Consider the following 14,895-nt stretch of genomic DNA (forward strand, 5'->3'; position numbering starts at 1 on the left):
AGCCTTGCCGGTCGGTCCCACATAGCATGCGAAAGGGCACATAATTTCCGGTCAAATTTCCGGAAAACAACAAGGTAACGATCACGTCAGGCAAAAGGCGCGCTGCAGCCGCCGACACATGTTTCAGCCCACCGCAATTACCGCCAGTACTGCCTTGGGTGGAGAGGGATCGGGGTATTCCACCGATCCCTCCTTTGCGGGTGAGAGTGGCCAGGTGCGATTATCGCGCGACAATTCCCTGGATGGTTATAGGAAGACCGTTGGCACTGCCGACAGGAGTCAAAGATCCGTCATTCTCAATCCGGAACCCTTTGACCGCGCCGCTGAAAGAAGCCAGAACATACAGGAACCGGCCATCCCGTGAGAGGGCCAGATCAATCGGGACGCTTGCTACCCCGCCGGTATCGGCGCTGCTCAGCAACGTCAACTCGCCTTCGCGAGACACGGAAAACGTAGACACTGTCCCGCTTCCGGTGTCGCCGGTAAAGGCAAATCGTCCATCGGCGCTAAAGCGCACCCAGCAAGTTCCTGTTTTGTTCACATGGGTGGCCCTGCTGATGGGCTCCAGCCAGCCCCCGTCCGTCATTCTGTAAGTGGAGAGCGTGGCTCCATTCGGAGAACCAACGCGATGCCCGGTGTCATTCCCCTCGGTGATTGCCACCAGATTGTTATGGCCGAAATCCACAGCGAGAGGTGTAGGATTATTTGCCGCTATTGTTAACTTTTCAGCTAACAATCCACTTTCTTGCACCGCGAATGCCTTGATGAGGTTTGTGAACATCTCGGTAATAACGAGATACTTGCCGTCTGGAGTAATAGCTGCTTCGGAAGGGCCGGAATCCGGTGTGCCCGTCACGATGGTTGAATGGGCAATTGGATGCAGCTTTCCGTCGTTATCCAGCCAAAAGCCTGACATGTTGGGCACGCCGCCGAAGAACTCGTCCGGACTCTCACCTTCATTCAGCACGTAGATCAAATTCTTGTGGTGGGCAATGCTGACGGGAAAATTGCCATTAGAAGATACACGATCCACCAGGCGCAGTTCGTCGTTATGCACGGCAAAAACTGAAACATCATTGCTGCGTGAATTGACTGCAAGCAGGAAATGTCCATCGTCGGTCAGAACAAGGCCATCTTGTGAATCCAGCGGATTGGGGCCGGGACCATCGCCAAATCCGGGAGGCAGTTCGCCGGGACCGCTGCCGCGCCCGCCTGTAGGAACTTCACTGACGCGCGTCAATGTGCCATCCGCGCTCCGATGGTACACAACTACGGTATTGCCTTCAATCAGGTTGGTTAAGACATACACTGCTCCACTTGCAGGGGCCTTCTGGTCATGGTTTTCCGCGGAAGCTCCACCGCCCAGGAACAGACAAATACAGACGGTCAGGATGCCTAATACGGATTTCTGCGTGAGAGATGCTTTCCGTTTCATCACTTTTCCTTTCTCGCGATCGTTTTGCTGGATCGCCGAATGCTCATTTTGTTTACTCCGTATTTGCACAATCCACGCGAAAGCACCCTCGACGTCTTTTGTTCTAAATATCTGTTCTAGAGATCGTCACTTGCGAACATTTCATAATCTCGTTTTGAAGGCATTCAAGTAGCTTAAGAGAAATACGCAATCCGCTGAAAGTAAACTCCCTAAAGCGAGTTGGCCTGGATGTAGATTGGATTCCATTTCCTATTTTGGAACGAGAAATTGCCGGCCGCAAAAAACGCTTTTAACACCTTACGTCAGAGTGCTTAAAGCAGACGCCAATGTACCTATACAAGGGAAAGGGAATCCAGTCCTAAAGCGGAGGACGTTCCTGGGCCACGCTCCGATGAATCGCTGTTATTTATATCGTTTCTTGATTAAAGCCTCGAGCCCAGCGACTCCGCCATTCCTGAAATGGACGACCATCGAACCAGCGTCTTTGCGTATTTGAAGAAAATCACAGAGAACCGTGAACAGTTCTTTGGGAATTTCTATTTTTGTCCCTTCGGGCGATACAGCCATATAGGATGAGCCTCTGATATTAGAGGCAGAACCGTTAATGGGAACGGGAGAAGCCATAAAATCTCCTTCTGGACGCGATTGCAAGCACCGATTCTTTTGCTCTTTATATGTTCTTATGCAAGCTATCAGACAAATCATCGGGCTGAATTGTGACAAATTCTTCTATAGACAAAAGATGCTTTCTTTGCCCAGGCATTATCATTAGAGTTTTCCTAGGCGGCACGGGCGCTGTTTTGCGGCGCGAATAGCCGCTCCAGATACTTTGTATCGATGTTTCCTTCTGCGAATCCATCATCGTCGAGAATACGTCTGTGAAGCGGAATAGTGGTATGGATTCCTTCCACTTCAAACATTTCCAGTGCTCTTCGCATGCGCATGATAGCTTCTGTACGGTCGCGGCCGTGAGTGATCAATTTGGCCACAAGTGAATCATAATAAGGTGGAATGGTAGCGCCAGCATATGCAGCCGTATCTATTCGTATGCCATTGCCGCCGGGGAGGCGGAATGTTTTGATGGTTCCCGCTGACGGAGTAAATTTCTCCGGATGCTCGGCATTGATGCGGCATTCTATGGCATGTCCATAGCGCGTAACTGAAGGAACCAGGTCATTGATGCAAGCACCGCCGGCGATAAGAAGCTGTGACTTAACTATATCGATTCCCGTAACCATTTCCGTGACCGGATGCTCCACCTGGACGCGCGTATTCATTTCAATGAAATGCAGGTTGCCACGTTCATCCATGAGGAACTCAACGGTCCCCGCGTTGACGTAGCCAATGGAAGAAAGGCAGCTTTCCAGCGCTCTGCTCACGCGATGCCTGAGATCTTCTGAAACATGCATGGAAGGAGACTCTTCCAGTAATTTCTGGTGCCTGCGCTGTATGCTGCACTCCCGCTCTCCCAGGCAGACGACATTGCCGTATGAATCGCCCAGCACTTGAAACTCAATATGGCGCGGCCGCTCAATGAATTTTTCCATGTACAAGCTGCCATTGCCGAATGCGGCTTTCGCTTCCGATTGTGCCGCGTTGAATGATTTTTCGAGTTCAGCCTGGCTGCGGATTACACGCATGCCTCTCCCGCCACCGCCGGCGCAAGCTTTCACAATAACGGGAAATCCAATCTGCCTGGCCCACTGCGCTGCATCTTCCGCAGTCGCGATCACGCCGTCAGATCCGGGGAGGATGGGAATATGGGATTCCTTCATCGCCTGCCGGGCCTTTTCTTTTTCTCCCATAAGCCGAATCACACTAGGAGGCGGACCGATGAACTTGATTTTGCTGCCCTCGCAGATCTCGGCAAAGCGCGCATTCTCGCTTAACAAGCCGTAGCCCGGATGAATGGCGTCCGCATCGGCAATATCCGCCGCGCTCATCACTGCGGGGATATTTAAATAACTATCGGCAGGACGCGGGGAGCCTATGCAGACTGCTGCATCCGCGAGCCGCACATGGCTGGATTCAGAATCAGCCTCACTGTAAACGGCCACCGTTTTAAGGCCTAGTTCCTTGCACGCGCAGATGATTCGCACTGCGATTTCACCACGATTTGCGATCAGAACGTTTTTGAACACGGTATTGGATTAGTTGGTCTTTTCCGGGCGGACGGCAAATAAAGGCTGACCGTATTCAACTGGTTCCCGGTCGCTCACAATTACTTCATGTACTTCTCCGGCAAAATCAGAGTGGATTTCATGCATGAGTCTCAACACATCCACCATGCCCACCACCTGCCCTACCTTCACCGTGTCTCCCTTACTGAGAAAAGGTTGGCTATTGGATGCCTTGGAGCTATGGAATATGCCGACCCACGGTGATTTCAGCATTTGCAACTGCTCTTCTTTGGCTTCGGCGTTACTTGAAACAGGCGCGTCAGCGCGGGCCGCGGACAACTGGCCAGCGCCAACAAAGCCCGCATTACCGGGAAGCAATGTTGATAAGATCGAAGCATCGGCATCATTTTGAACTTCCACACGGCGTTTGATCCTGACGGCCAGGTCCTCGCGCTCGATTGAAAATTCTGATATGTCTTTTTGAGATAAATAGTAGATAAGTTCTTTCAACTCTTCCTGGTTCATGAGCCCCCATCCTCTCCACGTCTGAAGCGTAGCTGATCAGGGGAGTCAGCTGGAATCCAAAGCACGTGTTGTGAGGTAAATCCTTATACTCGCGTATGTAGCGAGATAATCAGCTGTCATTGGATGCGCAGGCGGCTGATTAGTGACAGAGGTTGGTGATACGCAAGCCGGTGATTCTGGTTGCAATAGCAGTGGCGTGCCTTATGGTCCGTTGTATCCGAATGGTTATGCAACGAAACCCATTTTGCGGACAGCAAAATCGAGATGCACTTAATCATAATGGTGATAGAGCGACGCCAAGGATGATGAAATTGTTTTGGAAAATGTACGGGGGCACGTGGTGCACAATGTCGAGTTGCGGAGCTTGAATACCGCATTGCTGTTCTTACCTCTTACTGCCCGGGGATTTTCATCAGGGCTGACAGATTTCGGTCTTACGCAGCACACGAGTTCCGTAATCGTGACGACCGCAATCGGCCTGTAGCGTTATCAAGCGCCTAGCCGTGTCATGCGTGGGTTAGGCTCGTGCATCCATTCGATGCAAGGATGCCACGGATCGTCTAAAGTTTTGTGTTTTATAATAGTTAAACAAAGTAACAGCTAGGGTCATTTTTTGATGTTTCTCTTTCGGTTTTCAGGAATCTAATGACCGGTACTACTCACATTAAGCATGGGGCCCGGCTGAGAAGATGAAGGCTAAGAAGCTGAATCCATGTCCCGGAGTAGGGAAGCAGTCTCAGAAATGATGGAGTTCGCTGCCGATCAGGCCAAGCCCTTAGTGCTGTTTCATTAATGGAACACGTGGGCGCGCAAGTTAAGAGATACTTTCCAATCTGTTGGCTGTCGGGCTTCGCAGATTTCCCCTCGTCGCAAAGCGTGAGTTATAGAATCTACGGGAGCTAATGATGGGAGCGGTAGCGGTAAAGACGACGCTTTCTGAATCCGAACTGATTCACCGCATCCTCGCCGGTGAACGAGAGCTGTATTACGACCTGATAGCTCCTTATGAACGGATGGTGTACGTCAGTGCCATGTCATTATTGCATAATGAAGCAGAAGCCGAAGACTGCGCCCAAGATGCTTTCCTAAAGGCATTTTGCCATCTTCCGGAGTTCAAAGGCGAAAGCAAGTTCGGCAGCTGGCTCGTCCGCATTGCGCTGAATGAAGCCAAAATGAAGCTGCGGAAAACGCGCGCTGACTTGTATGACTCGCTCGATAACGCGGTGGACGGCGAGGACGATGAATATATTCCCCAGACTCTCGGTGATTGGCGCGAGATACCGTCAGAAGCGTTGGAGCGCAAGGAAGTGCAGGAATTGTTGCAGAAGGCTGTTGCGAAGTTGTCGGAACGATACCGCCTCGTGTTTGTGTTGCGCGAAGTTCAGAATCTGGGTGTGGCAACAACAGCGCAAATACTTGGCGTAAGCGAAGCAGTGGTAAAGACCCGTCTTGTGCGGGCGCGGCTTCAAATGAAGGATATGTTGGCTCCCGCGTTCAAAAATGGCCGCCTTTTCAGCCGACATCCTTTCAAAAAAGGAAAAAATCCATGGCTATGACCTGCAAGGACGTCTGGCGCGAAGTATCAAACTATATCGACAATACTATTTCGCCCGAGATGCGCCATGAGCTGGAGTTGCATCTATCTTATTGTCGGCATTGCACTGCAATTATTGATGGTGTGCGCAATGTTGTTGTTCTGGTAGCGGACGGACGGCTTTTTTCTCTGCCCGTTGGCTTCAGCGCTCGTCTCCGGGCGCGGCTCAACAAAGAATTGCTTTCCTGACAGGCCGGCGCTCCCGGGACAGTGATGATGTGAATGGGCCGGACCCTATCTCCTGCTGCAGATCACCTACATAAAGCTGTGGTGAATCAGGCGATGAAGGTGAATCTCAAATGCAGCGGTAAAAAGCGTAAGCACTGAAAGCACCAGGACTATACTGATCCTCCAGCGTTCTTTTGCCGTGAGCGGTTTTTTTCTCCAAGCGGCCGAGGGAGCATTTCTTAGGCGATGGGATCTCCATAAAATCCACAGATTAAGCACCGACCCAATAATCGCCAGCAGAAGGGCAGGAATGCGAAAGATATCCCGATGCAGGAACGTGATCCAACCGGTCACAGAAGCTGAGATTGCGCTGAGCGCAATCCCGGTCCGGCCGGCGGTGACAACAAAAAGACACGCCGCTTCAATAGTCGCCAGAAAAAAGGCTCCCCAGCTTCGTTTTAATGGAACATGATTCTGCTCCAAGTCCTCGGCCGCTTGGAGAAATCCCTTTTCCGGCAGGCGTGGCATTTCTGATCTTTGCGCCATGAGTATCCCTCATCTCAGACTGTGATGGTTCTGCCCTTCAGTCACTTTTCTGGCACTCGATGTTTAACCTACATGGCGATAGAGCTGATTGTGTGCAAAGCTGCATGCAGCATCTGTTGCTGAGAGCCAATGCGTTTATCGCCATGGCCTTAGCAAGTTGCCGCACAAGCGTCGGAAGTACAAGAAATGAATGCCTTGCGGAGAAGCAGCTTTCCAGACCGCCCAATACAAAAGATATCTTACTATTATTAGCTCATCGATATGGGGCCATTGCTAATAAATCTGCACTCCTGTTCCAATTTGGTACTTCCTGACTCTCCATAGTTTTGTATTCCCCATCTGGAACACGTCATATATTTCATTGCCATTATCTACGAACTACGGAAAAATGACTGGCGATCCCCAGTGCCTAGCAAGTAGATACGCAAGCCGCCGGCGACGGAGTATGAGTTTTTCAGGCACCCATACTGAATTGCATCATCAGCAAGAAACGGGAGCCGCTGCCGCGGGCTCCCGCTCCATGAGAATGAGTTTTGCCGAATGGTTCGTTGTTCGTTCGGGACTCCTTCTGGAAATCCCGGCAGAAGTTAGTTGCCATTATCTCAGTGGTTGGAGATAGTCGCAGTCGTGCCGTCAAACTTCGTGATGTTGATGTTGAACGGCTCGTTGTAGGTCATGGCACGATCTTTAAGCATGCTGAGTCCCACCTGCTCGCCCAGCAAAATGGACGCCCTGCTGGAGCTGCGGAAGTGGATACTAGAGTGAATACCGTGGCCAAAGGTGACGTTGAATGCCAGTTTGGATAACTCACTATTGATCGTCAAACTATCCCGGTCCGCGCCCGTATAGGGAACAAGCGAGAGACCATCCTCGCTGGGCTGCATCACGTCACTGCCGGCAGCCTGAAGCAGCGGCCGGATTGGCGCGTTACCATCAAAAAAGAACTTGATGGCCGTGATGCATGCGCCACCAACAGTGCCGTGGCCGGTCGGATAGCATGGGTGAGTTGGCGCGCCCTCCGGGAATGCCAGTGGCATCAGATAGCTGCCAAATTGCGAGAACACCTGGGCCACCGCCTGCGAGTTGAGCACGTCGGGGTGTAACTTTGCCGAGGACTGGGGCAGCGGCGTCCTGTTGGTCAGCCGCGCGTGTATCAGGGCGGCTACTTCTTCCGGCCGCTGGCGCAGATTGACGATCCACTTTTGGAACCAGACGGCCTTGAGGGCACGAGTCGCCATCTCCGGTATGGTTGCTGCAGCTTCCACGGGATCGAGCGTGCCGAAACCGTGCTGCGACCGGGAACCAATATACGGATTGCCCGGGTTCAGCGGCGCATTGAGGCCGACCAACACAAGGTAGGCGGTGAAGTAAGACTGGTGCAGCACGTCCACATGGGTAAATGCGGAAAAGCTCCTGCCGTTGCGAAGATGCCGGAACGTCGGATCAAAGGCTAGTGACGCCGACGGCGGGAACCCGCTCTCCACGCTCATATACTCGTGTACGTCTGTCACGAAGCTCTGGCCGGGAAGGATGGTCTCGAACATCTGGCTGAGTGGCTGGGCTCCATAAAACGTCGGCTGGAGCATGAACTGGGAGACATACGGTCCTTGAACGCTGCCGTCTCCGGGGACAATCTGGCCGCGGAACAAATTATGCGGCGTGATCACGGAGGGATATTCATTGTTGGCGCTGCTTCTGATGAAGGAACACCTGTTCAGGTCCGCTGCCGCCTGGGCAGCCACCGGGCTGTTCCCATACTGCGTGAAATTCACGTCGCGCAGCATAGCTGCCCAGTAGAGTTCCACCTCTTCCATCGCGGTCTGCGCGCTGGTGACGCTCGGAGCCGGCGGGATGCTGAAGGCGTGCGAGTCAAGTCCCTCCAGGTCAAATGCCAGGGCTGTCGCGGGACCATTCAATGTTCCCGTGAAGCCGGCTCCACCAGGATTGCCTACGATAATGTTCTGGAGGTCGCTGAAGCTGCCACTGGAAAGTGCCCCGGTAAAACTATCCCAGGAAGCCTGGTTCACAATGCCCAGATCATCATGCTGCAGGCATTTGCTCCAGTTCCCGCTATGATCGGAGAACAATGCATTGTCGCCGTTGTCAGGCAGGACACCAAGGTCGATTTTATCGTTGCTGGCCGCGGCCTTGCGGACCTCAAAGCTCTTGTTCGCGCGATTGTGAGCGGCGTAACTGGCGACAGATGCTTCGGCTTTCGATTCCTTCCCGCCCACCAGAGGTTCAAGCGGAATGATCGCCGACACAACGGCTGCCGATGCCGCGCCCTTCAAAAATCCGCGGCGCCCCAGATTGCCGGATGTTTTATTATTGGAAGGCTCTGTACCCTTCATAAGATTTTCCGATTCGGTAACTTGCATAATCTCTCCTTAAAACAAGTAATGACTTTGGTAATTGCTGGTGAAGTTTGAGCCGGTTCTTGCAGTCGCGTGTCTAGACAAGCACGCAGGATGAACGGGACTGGAACCTTGGTATAAGCCGCTGACTACTTGACGCATCGAGGATTTTTTCGGAACGTTCAGCAGATATTTGCGGCCAAGCCGAAAAAGCAAAATCATTGATTACCCTCAGAGCTGCTGGACATTGGTCGCTTATTACTTTCCGTCCTTACACTCATGAAATAATTTGTTCGAAAATAACAAAGTAGAGAACTATCGTGCTTCGAATTGGGAATTGTGCTCGGTAGCGTGTCTGGTGAGAAATAAATATGGCTGATCGCAAATTGTCTGCGATCAGCCATTCAGTGGTGCTCTTTCGCGTCGGATGAGCATTAACCAACTCTAGTTGATTAGTGCTCACCTATTTTGTCGTTCGATATTAAGTATCCTTACAACAAACTCACATGAAAAATAGTCACTAAAGTTAGTAAGTGGTCACAATTCTTCTGCGCATTTGGTCTTCATCGGCATGAGCTGGTTGTGAGCTTCTTCATTGACATCTTATTTTATTCCATCATGCAAAAGATTTGGCCAATTCGAATTAATCGTTTCCATTTTGGGATTGATACCTGGAAGCACATCTATATATGTATGCACATAAGAAAACTCTCATCCTCAAATAAGTTATCTGTAGAAAGTTATTTTCAGCATAGCATGGTGTACTATGCGAGCGCGTTATGAGCGAAGTATCTGTTGTTCAAGACAAGACTGAGGATATGAACCCAAAAGGGCCTGCTCCTGTACGGCTATGTGATCCAACTATTTGGGTTGACAACCATGGAGATTGCTTGTTTCGCTACGCAATGTCTCATGTGCGCGACCCACAAACTGCGGAGGACCTGGTACAAGAAACATTTCTTGCGGCCTTGGCCTCGCAAAATCGCTTTTCCGGCGTCTCCTCGGAGCGAACGTGGCTCGTGGGCATCCTGAAACATAAAGTAATTGATCATTATCGCGCGGTGAGAAGGCAGAACAAGGTGACCGAGCTTTCCGTCTCCCTCAACGATGACTCGGCAGGCCCCGATGACACAGGATCATGTAGTGAGCGGGCCCGCGCGGACTCGCCTCTTGAAGAATGGCACATCGATCCCGCCAAATGCACGCAACAAAAAGCTTTCTGGGACGTGCTTCAACAGTGTCTTTCCAAAGTATCCCCGCGCCTGGCCAGCGCTTTTGCCTTGAGAGAAATCGAACAGTTGGATACCAAGGAAATCTGTGAAAGCTTGAATGTAACGGAAGGAAATTTATGGGTCATGCTTCACCGTGCCCGGACTTATCTCAGGGAATGCCTGGAAGCCAACTGGATGAACAAGGCCGCTTAAGCCGGCCTAAAGACTCCCTCGCTTGCCGAAAATTATCTTTTATCCAAACTAATGCGGGCGCAGTTGTCACTTTTGTTATCTCACGGAATCTAAGTCGTAGATCGATGTATGGACATTACCGGCATTGATGCATGGCGCAATCCAGTCCTTGCATCTGCACGATGACGACAAGGTTTGATCCATAATGCGCAAAAAAAACAAGCAATCGAACAAAAAACATGGGGCGTGGCTGGGGCGTCTGCTATTCGGAAGCTGCGATCGCAACAGGTCTTTGATCTCCAAGTCACTTGAGATAGAACTCCCCTGGCAAGAAAAGTTTCGCCTTTGCGCGCATCTGTCGACGTGCGGCTCGTGCCGGCATTACCAGCGGCATCTCCGCATTATCCGGCGAATGATTCGATGCTATTGCTCTCGTCATTCGGAAGCAGGCTCCGGCTGGCAATTGTCCGCGGAGGCGCGCGAGCGCCTGAAAAAGCTGATCCAAAAGAAAATGCGTAAGCCGGAAAACCAGCGCGCAAGATTTCCTGCCGCGCTCGACTTTTCTGTTTTTGGTTATTCCAGGCAGCCGCGGCAGGCTAGCCGTAATCAGCATTATTCCGTGAAATCCTCAGACATTAATACTGTTTCCGCCGCTTAATCCTTTTATCAGCTCAGAGAAACAATCCGCCGTCACAGGCGCGATTATTCAGGCACGCATGTGTAATGGCATTTATGTCATTGTTGCCATGTGTGTAACTTTGCACGAAGCCATGCATCTAACGGCAGCCGGATAGCTAGTAAGGTCTTATGCCAGTAGTTATCTAAGTGTTAAACAAAGGCAGCTATATGTAAGGAGCTGAAGCATAATGAAAATAGTATCTGTAAAGGATGTCACTCTAGTGTCCAGCTCGATTGAGCGGGATGTCAGGGAGATTCTTTCGGCCAAGCTACAAATCGATGCTGAGCAAGTTGCTGGTGTGATAACCCTGGGTGAACTCGGGTTTGATTCGCTCGCGCTTTCTGATCTGGCGGAAGCAATGGAAGACAAGTTCGGGGTGCAGGTCCCCAACCGGATCCTGCCTGCGACACTTACACTCAATCAATTAGTGGCCCTCCTGAGTGGGCCCCATGAGAATGCTGAAGATGACCTTGTGACATCTGAACCAGCCGACTGAGTCGCTAATTTCCCAGCCGGGCAATACGCCACGATTTCTGGTGAAAGTACCATGCGAACCTGCAGAAACTTCAGGGATCGTGGCGGATTATAGAATGCCCATCGATCAGGGCGCCGCATAGGGCGGGGACATCTCGCACCAGCAATGAGATACCACTATGGACCTGATGAATACTTGGAACGGACAAAGCAATGCAGAGCCCCTCTCATGGAATGTCCACAGGCTTGCCGGCACGCTCGATCGATGGAAGCAACTGGTTGGACAGACCGCTGCGGTGCGGCGATGCGGCCCGAAAACGCTCTTGCTCTCCGAAAACAGTCCGGCTCGAAGGAGCTATCTGGTGGAAGAGGGAGTTATTGCCTTGAGCCATTACTTGAGCACGGGCAAACAGGTATTTCTGGCCCTGCGCTCCCGAGGCCAGATATTCGGGCACAGCCGGCACGTGCTGAATCATTCGTTTGAACTCTCCGCAAGCGCGTTGACGGATTGCGTGGTGCGAACGCTGGATTCGCAGTGGCTGATTGATCAGATCAGAGGCGGAGGTGATGCTGGCGTGCTGCTGATGGAGCAGCACGCCTTCGATCTCTATGAATCGGCCACGGCGCTGATTGACCTGGTCCATCTTGACGCTAGTGCCCGCCTGCGGAAGTTCCTGATCCAGTTCGCTGCCGCGGCCGGCGTTCCTTCCAGCGAGGAGATGCACGTGAAGGTGCCGTTAACGGATGGTTACCTGGCCTCGCTACTCGGAATATCTCCACAGCAATTCAGCGCCGTGAAGCGGAAACTGGCGTCGGAGGGCAAATTACGCCACATGCGCGAGAAGCAAACCTGGATCATTTCTACCGGACACCATCAATTCATGACGACAGTAGCCTGAATTCACATGATGAACGAAATCCCAACCATGACGCTACCTTCCCAGACTGGGGCCGGTGCTTTCTTGTGGCGCAGGGAGTCCGCGCGTTCGACACTTTGGCAATGGAAACAAAGCGGCCTGCTCTCCGCGCCACAGTGGTATCCGGCGGGCGCGCCCATTTTTGACCGCAGCGCGGCTCCCCGGGACGCATTTCTGCTGGAGAGGGGCGTTGTGGCCTTCGAGCGCGATCCGGTGGCCAGGGAGAAGTCGGGCATTGGTGCGCTGTGCCTGCCCGGGAACCTCTTCGGCCATTACCCCGGCGGCCTTGCGGACGACTCCCTGCACTCGGTCATCGCGCTCACGCGATGCATGGTGTATCGAATCAGCAGGGAGGAAATGCTGGCTGCATTGCAGAAGGGTGGTGAAACGGCGCTGTTCATCGTCCGCCAGTATCTACACAACCTTCTTTGTGCGCGGGCACGCGCGACTGAATCAAGCACCAGAGGTACGAAAGCCCGGCTTGAGCATTTGCTGCTGGAACTGGCTTCAGTGCTGGAAGACCGGGGGGCCACCGGGTGCATACGGCTTCCGCTCAAAGACAAAGAGCTTGCCGGGATCCTGGGAATCTCACCGCAGCAGTTCAGCGTGATCAAGAAAGAGATGGAAGGCGAGAAGGTGATCGCGTGCTTTGGACAGAGAAACAAGCTGGCGCTACGTAGCGGTGGCGCCAAAATCCAGTTTTTTAAGGTCTATTGTTACAAACGTATACCGAGTATTGCTTAAAGTGCTTGAATGCCGCACCTGGAGAAGCACATGAATATCGATATACGATTTATTTATTAATGAATGTTTCACATAAAAATAAATCTTATGGAGAGGAAAAAATGATCCTGGAACAGACCGATCGCGGATCAATTGAAGCGCCGGTAGAAGCCATCTTTCATTGCTTCTGGCGGGCGGAACTCTGGCCCAAGTTTACTGACCATGTGGTGAAGGTCGAGATGCTGGAAGAACAACAGGGGTATCAGCGCTATGCCATGCATGTGCAGGTCGAAGGGAAGGAATATGTCATGGAGACCCAGCGCATCGCGGTTGCGCCGCGCTCCATCTCGTTCCAGCAGCCGAAACCTCCGGTGCTCATGAACGCGCACAGCGGCCTCTGGACTTTCGAGGAAGGCCCTTCTTCCACGCGGGTCAAGGTGGCACACAGGGTGGAGCTGAACGAACCGCGGGCAATGGAAGTCTTGGGGGCAGCTTCCGCGGAAGAAGCGCGCCAGAAGATCTCCGGGAATCTCCATCGCAACGGCATGGCGATGATTCATTCCATAAACGAGTATCTGAAATCTCACGAAGGGCAGCAATTGCTCGAACAGAAGCTCGCCAGCTATGCGAGCTAAAGGTGACCTATGGCTGATGTAGTTGTGACAGGCATGTACGCAATCAGTCCGGCAGGAATGGGACTGGATGCATTGTGGAACACAGTGCGGGACGGAAAGTGCTGTGGTGGACCGATCACCGATTTTGACTGCTCAAGAAACGCAGCCTGGATCGCGGCCCAAGTTCCCAACTTCGATCTGGCTTCCTGGGGATTTTCTCTGGAAGACGCTGCCCATCTGGATCGATCAACACAATTTGCTATGGTAGCGGCAAGCCAGGCGGTAAAGACCGCGGGCCTCGATAGACAAAAGATCAACCCCTATCGGGCAGGTGTGTGTATCGGCACAGCCATTGGCGGAGTTGACTCCATGGAGAGAGCTTTTGGCCAGCTTTGCCTGAAGGAAGGCGAGGAGCGCAAAAAGCCCAAGCGGGTCAGGCTGAACCCGGAACAGGCTGATCCGCGCCTATGGGAATCCTATAGCGCTCATTCGGTTTCCCATCAAGTTGCGAAGCGGAACGGCTTTTACGGGTTCTGTTCCACCATGTCCACGGGTTGCACTGCCGGCGTGGATGCAATTGGGCTCTCCGCCGAACTGATCAATGATGGAATCGCGGACATCATGATCACCGGAGGGACGGACGCTCCCATTACTCCGATCGTACTTTCCTCTTTTGATAACATTCGCTGCCTTACCCGAAGGAACCATGAACCTACCAAAGCTTCCAGGCCTTTTGACCGGGACCGCGATGGTTTTCTGCTGGCGGAAGGTTGCGGCGTGCTGGTGTTGGAATCAGAAGAGCACGCACGCAAGCGCGGAGCGGAAATTCTGGGCTATGTTCTGGGGTTCGCCAGCCTTTGCAACGCATACCACATGACAGGATTGCCGGCCGATGGCCTAGCCCTGGGAAACACCTTGGAGAAGGCGCTCGGCTTGTCGCGCATCAACCCGGAAGAGGTTGATTACATCAACGCACATGGAAGCTCCACGCCGCAAAACGACCGCAACGAGACGGCCGCTTTCAAAATGGCGTTCCGCGACCATGCCCGCAAAGTTCCCATCAGCTCGACCAAATCCGTTCTTGGCCATCCCCTGGGTGCGGCCAGCGCACTGGAGTCGATTATCTCGCTGCTCTCCATCAAGGAGAACGTAGCTCCGCCCACGGCAAACTACGAGAATCCTGATCCTGATTGCGATCTGGATTACGTGCCGAACTGCGCCCGTGAGACAAAAATCAACGTGGTGGAATGCAATGCCAGCGGGTTCTCAGGAATCCATTCGGCCGTTCTATTCGGCAGCCAGGAATTCGGAGAGCGCGTGGCGGCAAGGGGAGGCAGATAGTC

The 14,895-nt window shown here is 52.6% G+C and carries 14 protein-coding genes; 8 read left to right on the forward strand and 6 right to left on the reverse strand.

Translation table 11 applies throughout. The features are described 5' to 3' along the window. Window positions 1–220: 220 nt before the first annotated feature. From LAO76_11485 to LAO76_11500, 4 genes are all read right to left on the reverse strand, one after another. Window positions 221–1,435 carry a lactonase family protein gene (locus tag LAO76_11485; GenBank protein ID MBZ5491543.1) on the reverse strand — a complete coding sequence of 405 codons (1,215 nt, stop codon included), beginning with the start codon at window positions 1,433–1,435 and terminating at the stop codon, window positions 221–223. A gap of 402 nt (window positions 1,436–1,837) precedes the next feature. Next, complete coding sequence (locus LAO76_11490) at window positions 1,838–2,059, reverse strand: hypothetical protein (protein ID MBZ5491544.1); 222 nt, start codon at window positions 2,057–2,059, stop codon at window positions 1,838–1,840. Between the two features lie 155 nt (window positions 2,060–2,214). After that, on the reverse strand, window positions 2,215–3,576 hold the full coding sequence (accC, locus tag LAO76_11495; GenBank protein ID MBZ5491545.1) for an acetyl-CoA carboxylase biotin carboxylase subunit: 1,362 nt from the start codon (window positions 3,574–3,576) through the stop codon (window positions 2,215–2,217). A 9-nt stretch (window positions 3,577–3,585) separates the two neighbouring features. Continuing rightward, window positions 3,586–4,080 carry an acetyl-CoA carboxylase, biotin carboxyl carrier protein gene (locus tag LAO76_11500; GenBank protein ID MBZ5491546.1) on the reverse strand — a complete coding sequence of 165 codons (495 nt, stop codon included), beginning with the start codon at window positions 4,078–4,080 and terminating at the stop codon, window positions 3,586–3,588. A gap of 905 nt (window positions 4,081–4,985) precedes the next feature. On the opposite strand from LAO76_11500, the gene LAO76_11505 reads away from it, so the two are divergent. Together LAO76_11505 and LAO76_11510 are read left to right on the forward strand one after the other, a co-directional pair. Continuing rightward, the gene (locus LAO76_11505; GenBank protein ID MBZ5491547.1) at window positions 4,986–5,636 is read left to right on the forward strand and encodes a sigma-70 family RNA polymerase sigma factor; all 651 of its coding nucleotides are present in this window, start codon (window positions 4,986–4,988) and stop codon (window positions 5,634–5,636) included. Then, the gene (locus LAO76_11510) at window positions 5,627–5,863 is read left to right on the forward strand and encodes a zf-HC2 domain-containing protein (GenBank protein ID MBZ5491548.1); all 237 of its coding nucleotides are present in this window, start codon (window positions 5,627–5,629) and stop codon (window positions 5,861–5,863) included. The genes LAO76_11505 and LAO76_11510 overlap by 10 nt, the downstream gene beginning before the upstream one ends. A gap of 66 nt (window positions 5,864–5,929) precedes the next feature. Here the strand turns inward: LAO76_11510 and LAO76_11515 are convergent, their stop codons facing one another. Next, the gene (locus tag LAO76_11515; protein MBZ5491549.1) at window positions 5,930–6,388 is read right to left on the reverse strand and encodes a hypothetical protein; all 459 of its coding nucleotides are present in this window, start codon (window positions 6,386–6,388) and stop codon (window positions 5,930–5,932) included. 602 nt (window positions 6,389–6,990) lie between these two features. Further along, complete coding sequence (locus LAO76_11520) at window positions 6,991–8,766, reverse strand: twin-arginine translocation signal domain-containing protein (protein ID MBZ5491550.1); 1,776 nt, start codon at window positions 8,764–8,766, stop codon at window positions 6,991–6,993. A gap of 794 nt (window positions 8,767–9,560) precedes the next feature. Here LAO76_11520 and LAO76_11525 point away from each other — a divergent pair. From LAO76_11525 to LAO76_11550, 6 genes are all read left to right on the forward strand, one after another. Then, window positions 9,561–10,166, forward strand: a complete 606-nt coding sequence (locus LAO76_11525; protein ID MBZ5491551.1) for a sigma-70 family RNA polymerase sigma factor — start codon at window positions 9,561–9,563, stop codon at window positions 10,164–10,166. A gap of 845 nt (window positions 10,167–11,011) precedes the next feature. After that, window positions 11,012–11,320 (forward strand): acyl carrier protein, encoded by a 309-nt coding sequence (locus tag LAO76_11530; protein ID MBZ5491552.1) that lies wholly within the window; start codon window positions 11,012–11,014, stop codon window positions 11,318–11,320. Between the two features lie 157 nt (window positions 11,321–11,477). Beyond that, entirely contained in the window at window positions 11,478–12,197 is a 720-nt protein-coding gene (locus tag LAO76_11535; protein ID MBZ5491553.1) for a Crp/Fnr family transcriptional regulator, read from the forward strand. 6 nt (window positions 12,198–12,203) lie between these two features. Then, the gene (locus LAO76_11540) at window positions 12,204–12,959 is read left to right on the forward strand and encodes a Crp/Fnr family transcriptional regulator (GenBank protein ID MBZ5491554.1); all 756 of its coding nucleotides are present in this window, start codon (window positions 12,204–12,206) and stop codon (window positions 12,957–12,959) included. Window positions 12,960–13,060: 101 nt separating this feature from the next. Continuing rightward, a complete protein-coding gene (locus LAO76_11545; GenBank protein MBZ5491555.1) occupies window positions 13,061–13,573 on the forward strand; it encodes a hypothetical protein in 513 nt (170 codons plus the stop codon). 9 nt (window positions 13,574–13,582) lie between these two features. Next, entirely contained in the window at window positions 13,583–14,893 is a 1,311-nt protein-coding gene (locus tag LAO76_11550; protein ID MBZ5491556.1) for a beta-ketoacyl-[acyl-carrier-protein] synthase family protein, read from the forward strand. The last annotated feature ends 2 nt before the right edge of the window (window positions 14,894–14,895 follow it).

The organism is Terriglobia bacterium, assembly GCA_020072645.1.
In the GTDB taxonomy this organism is placed as follows: Bacteria; Acidobacteriota; Terriglobia; order Terriglobales; family Acidobacteriaceae; genus Angelobacter.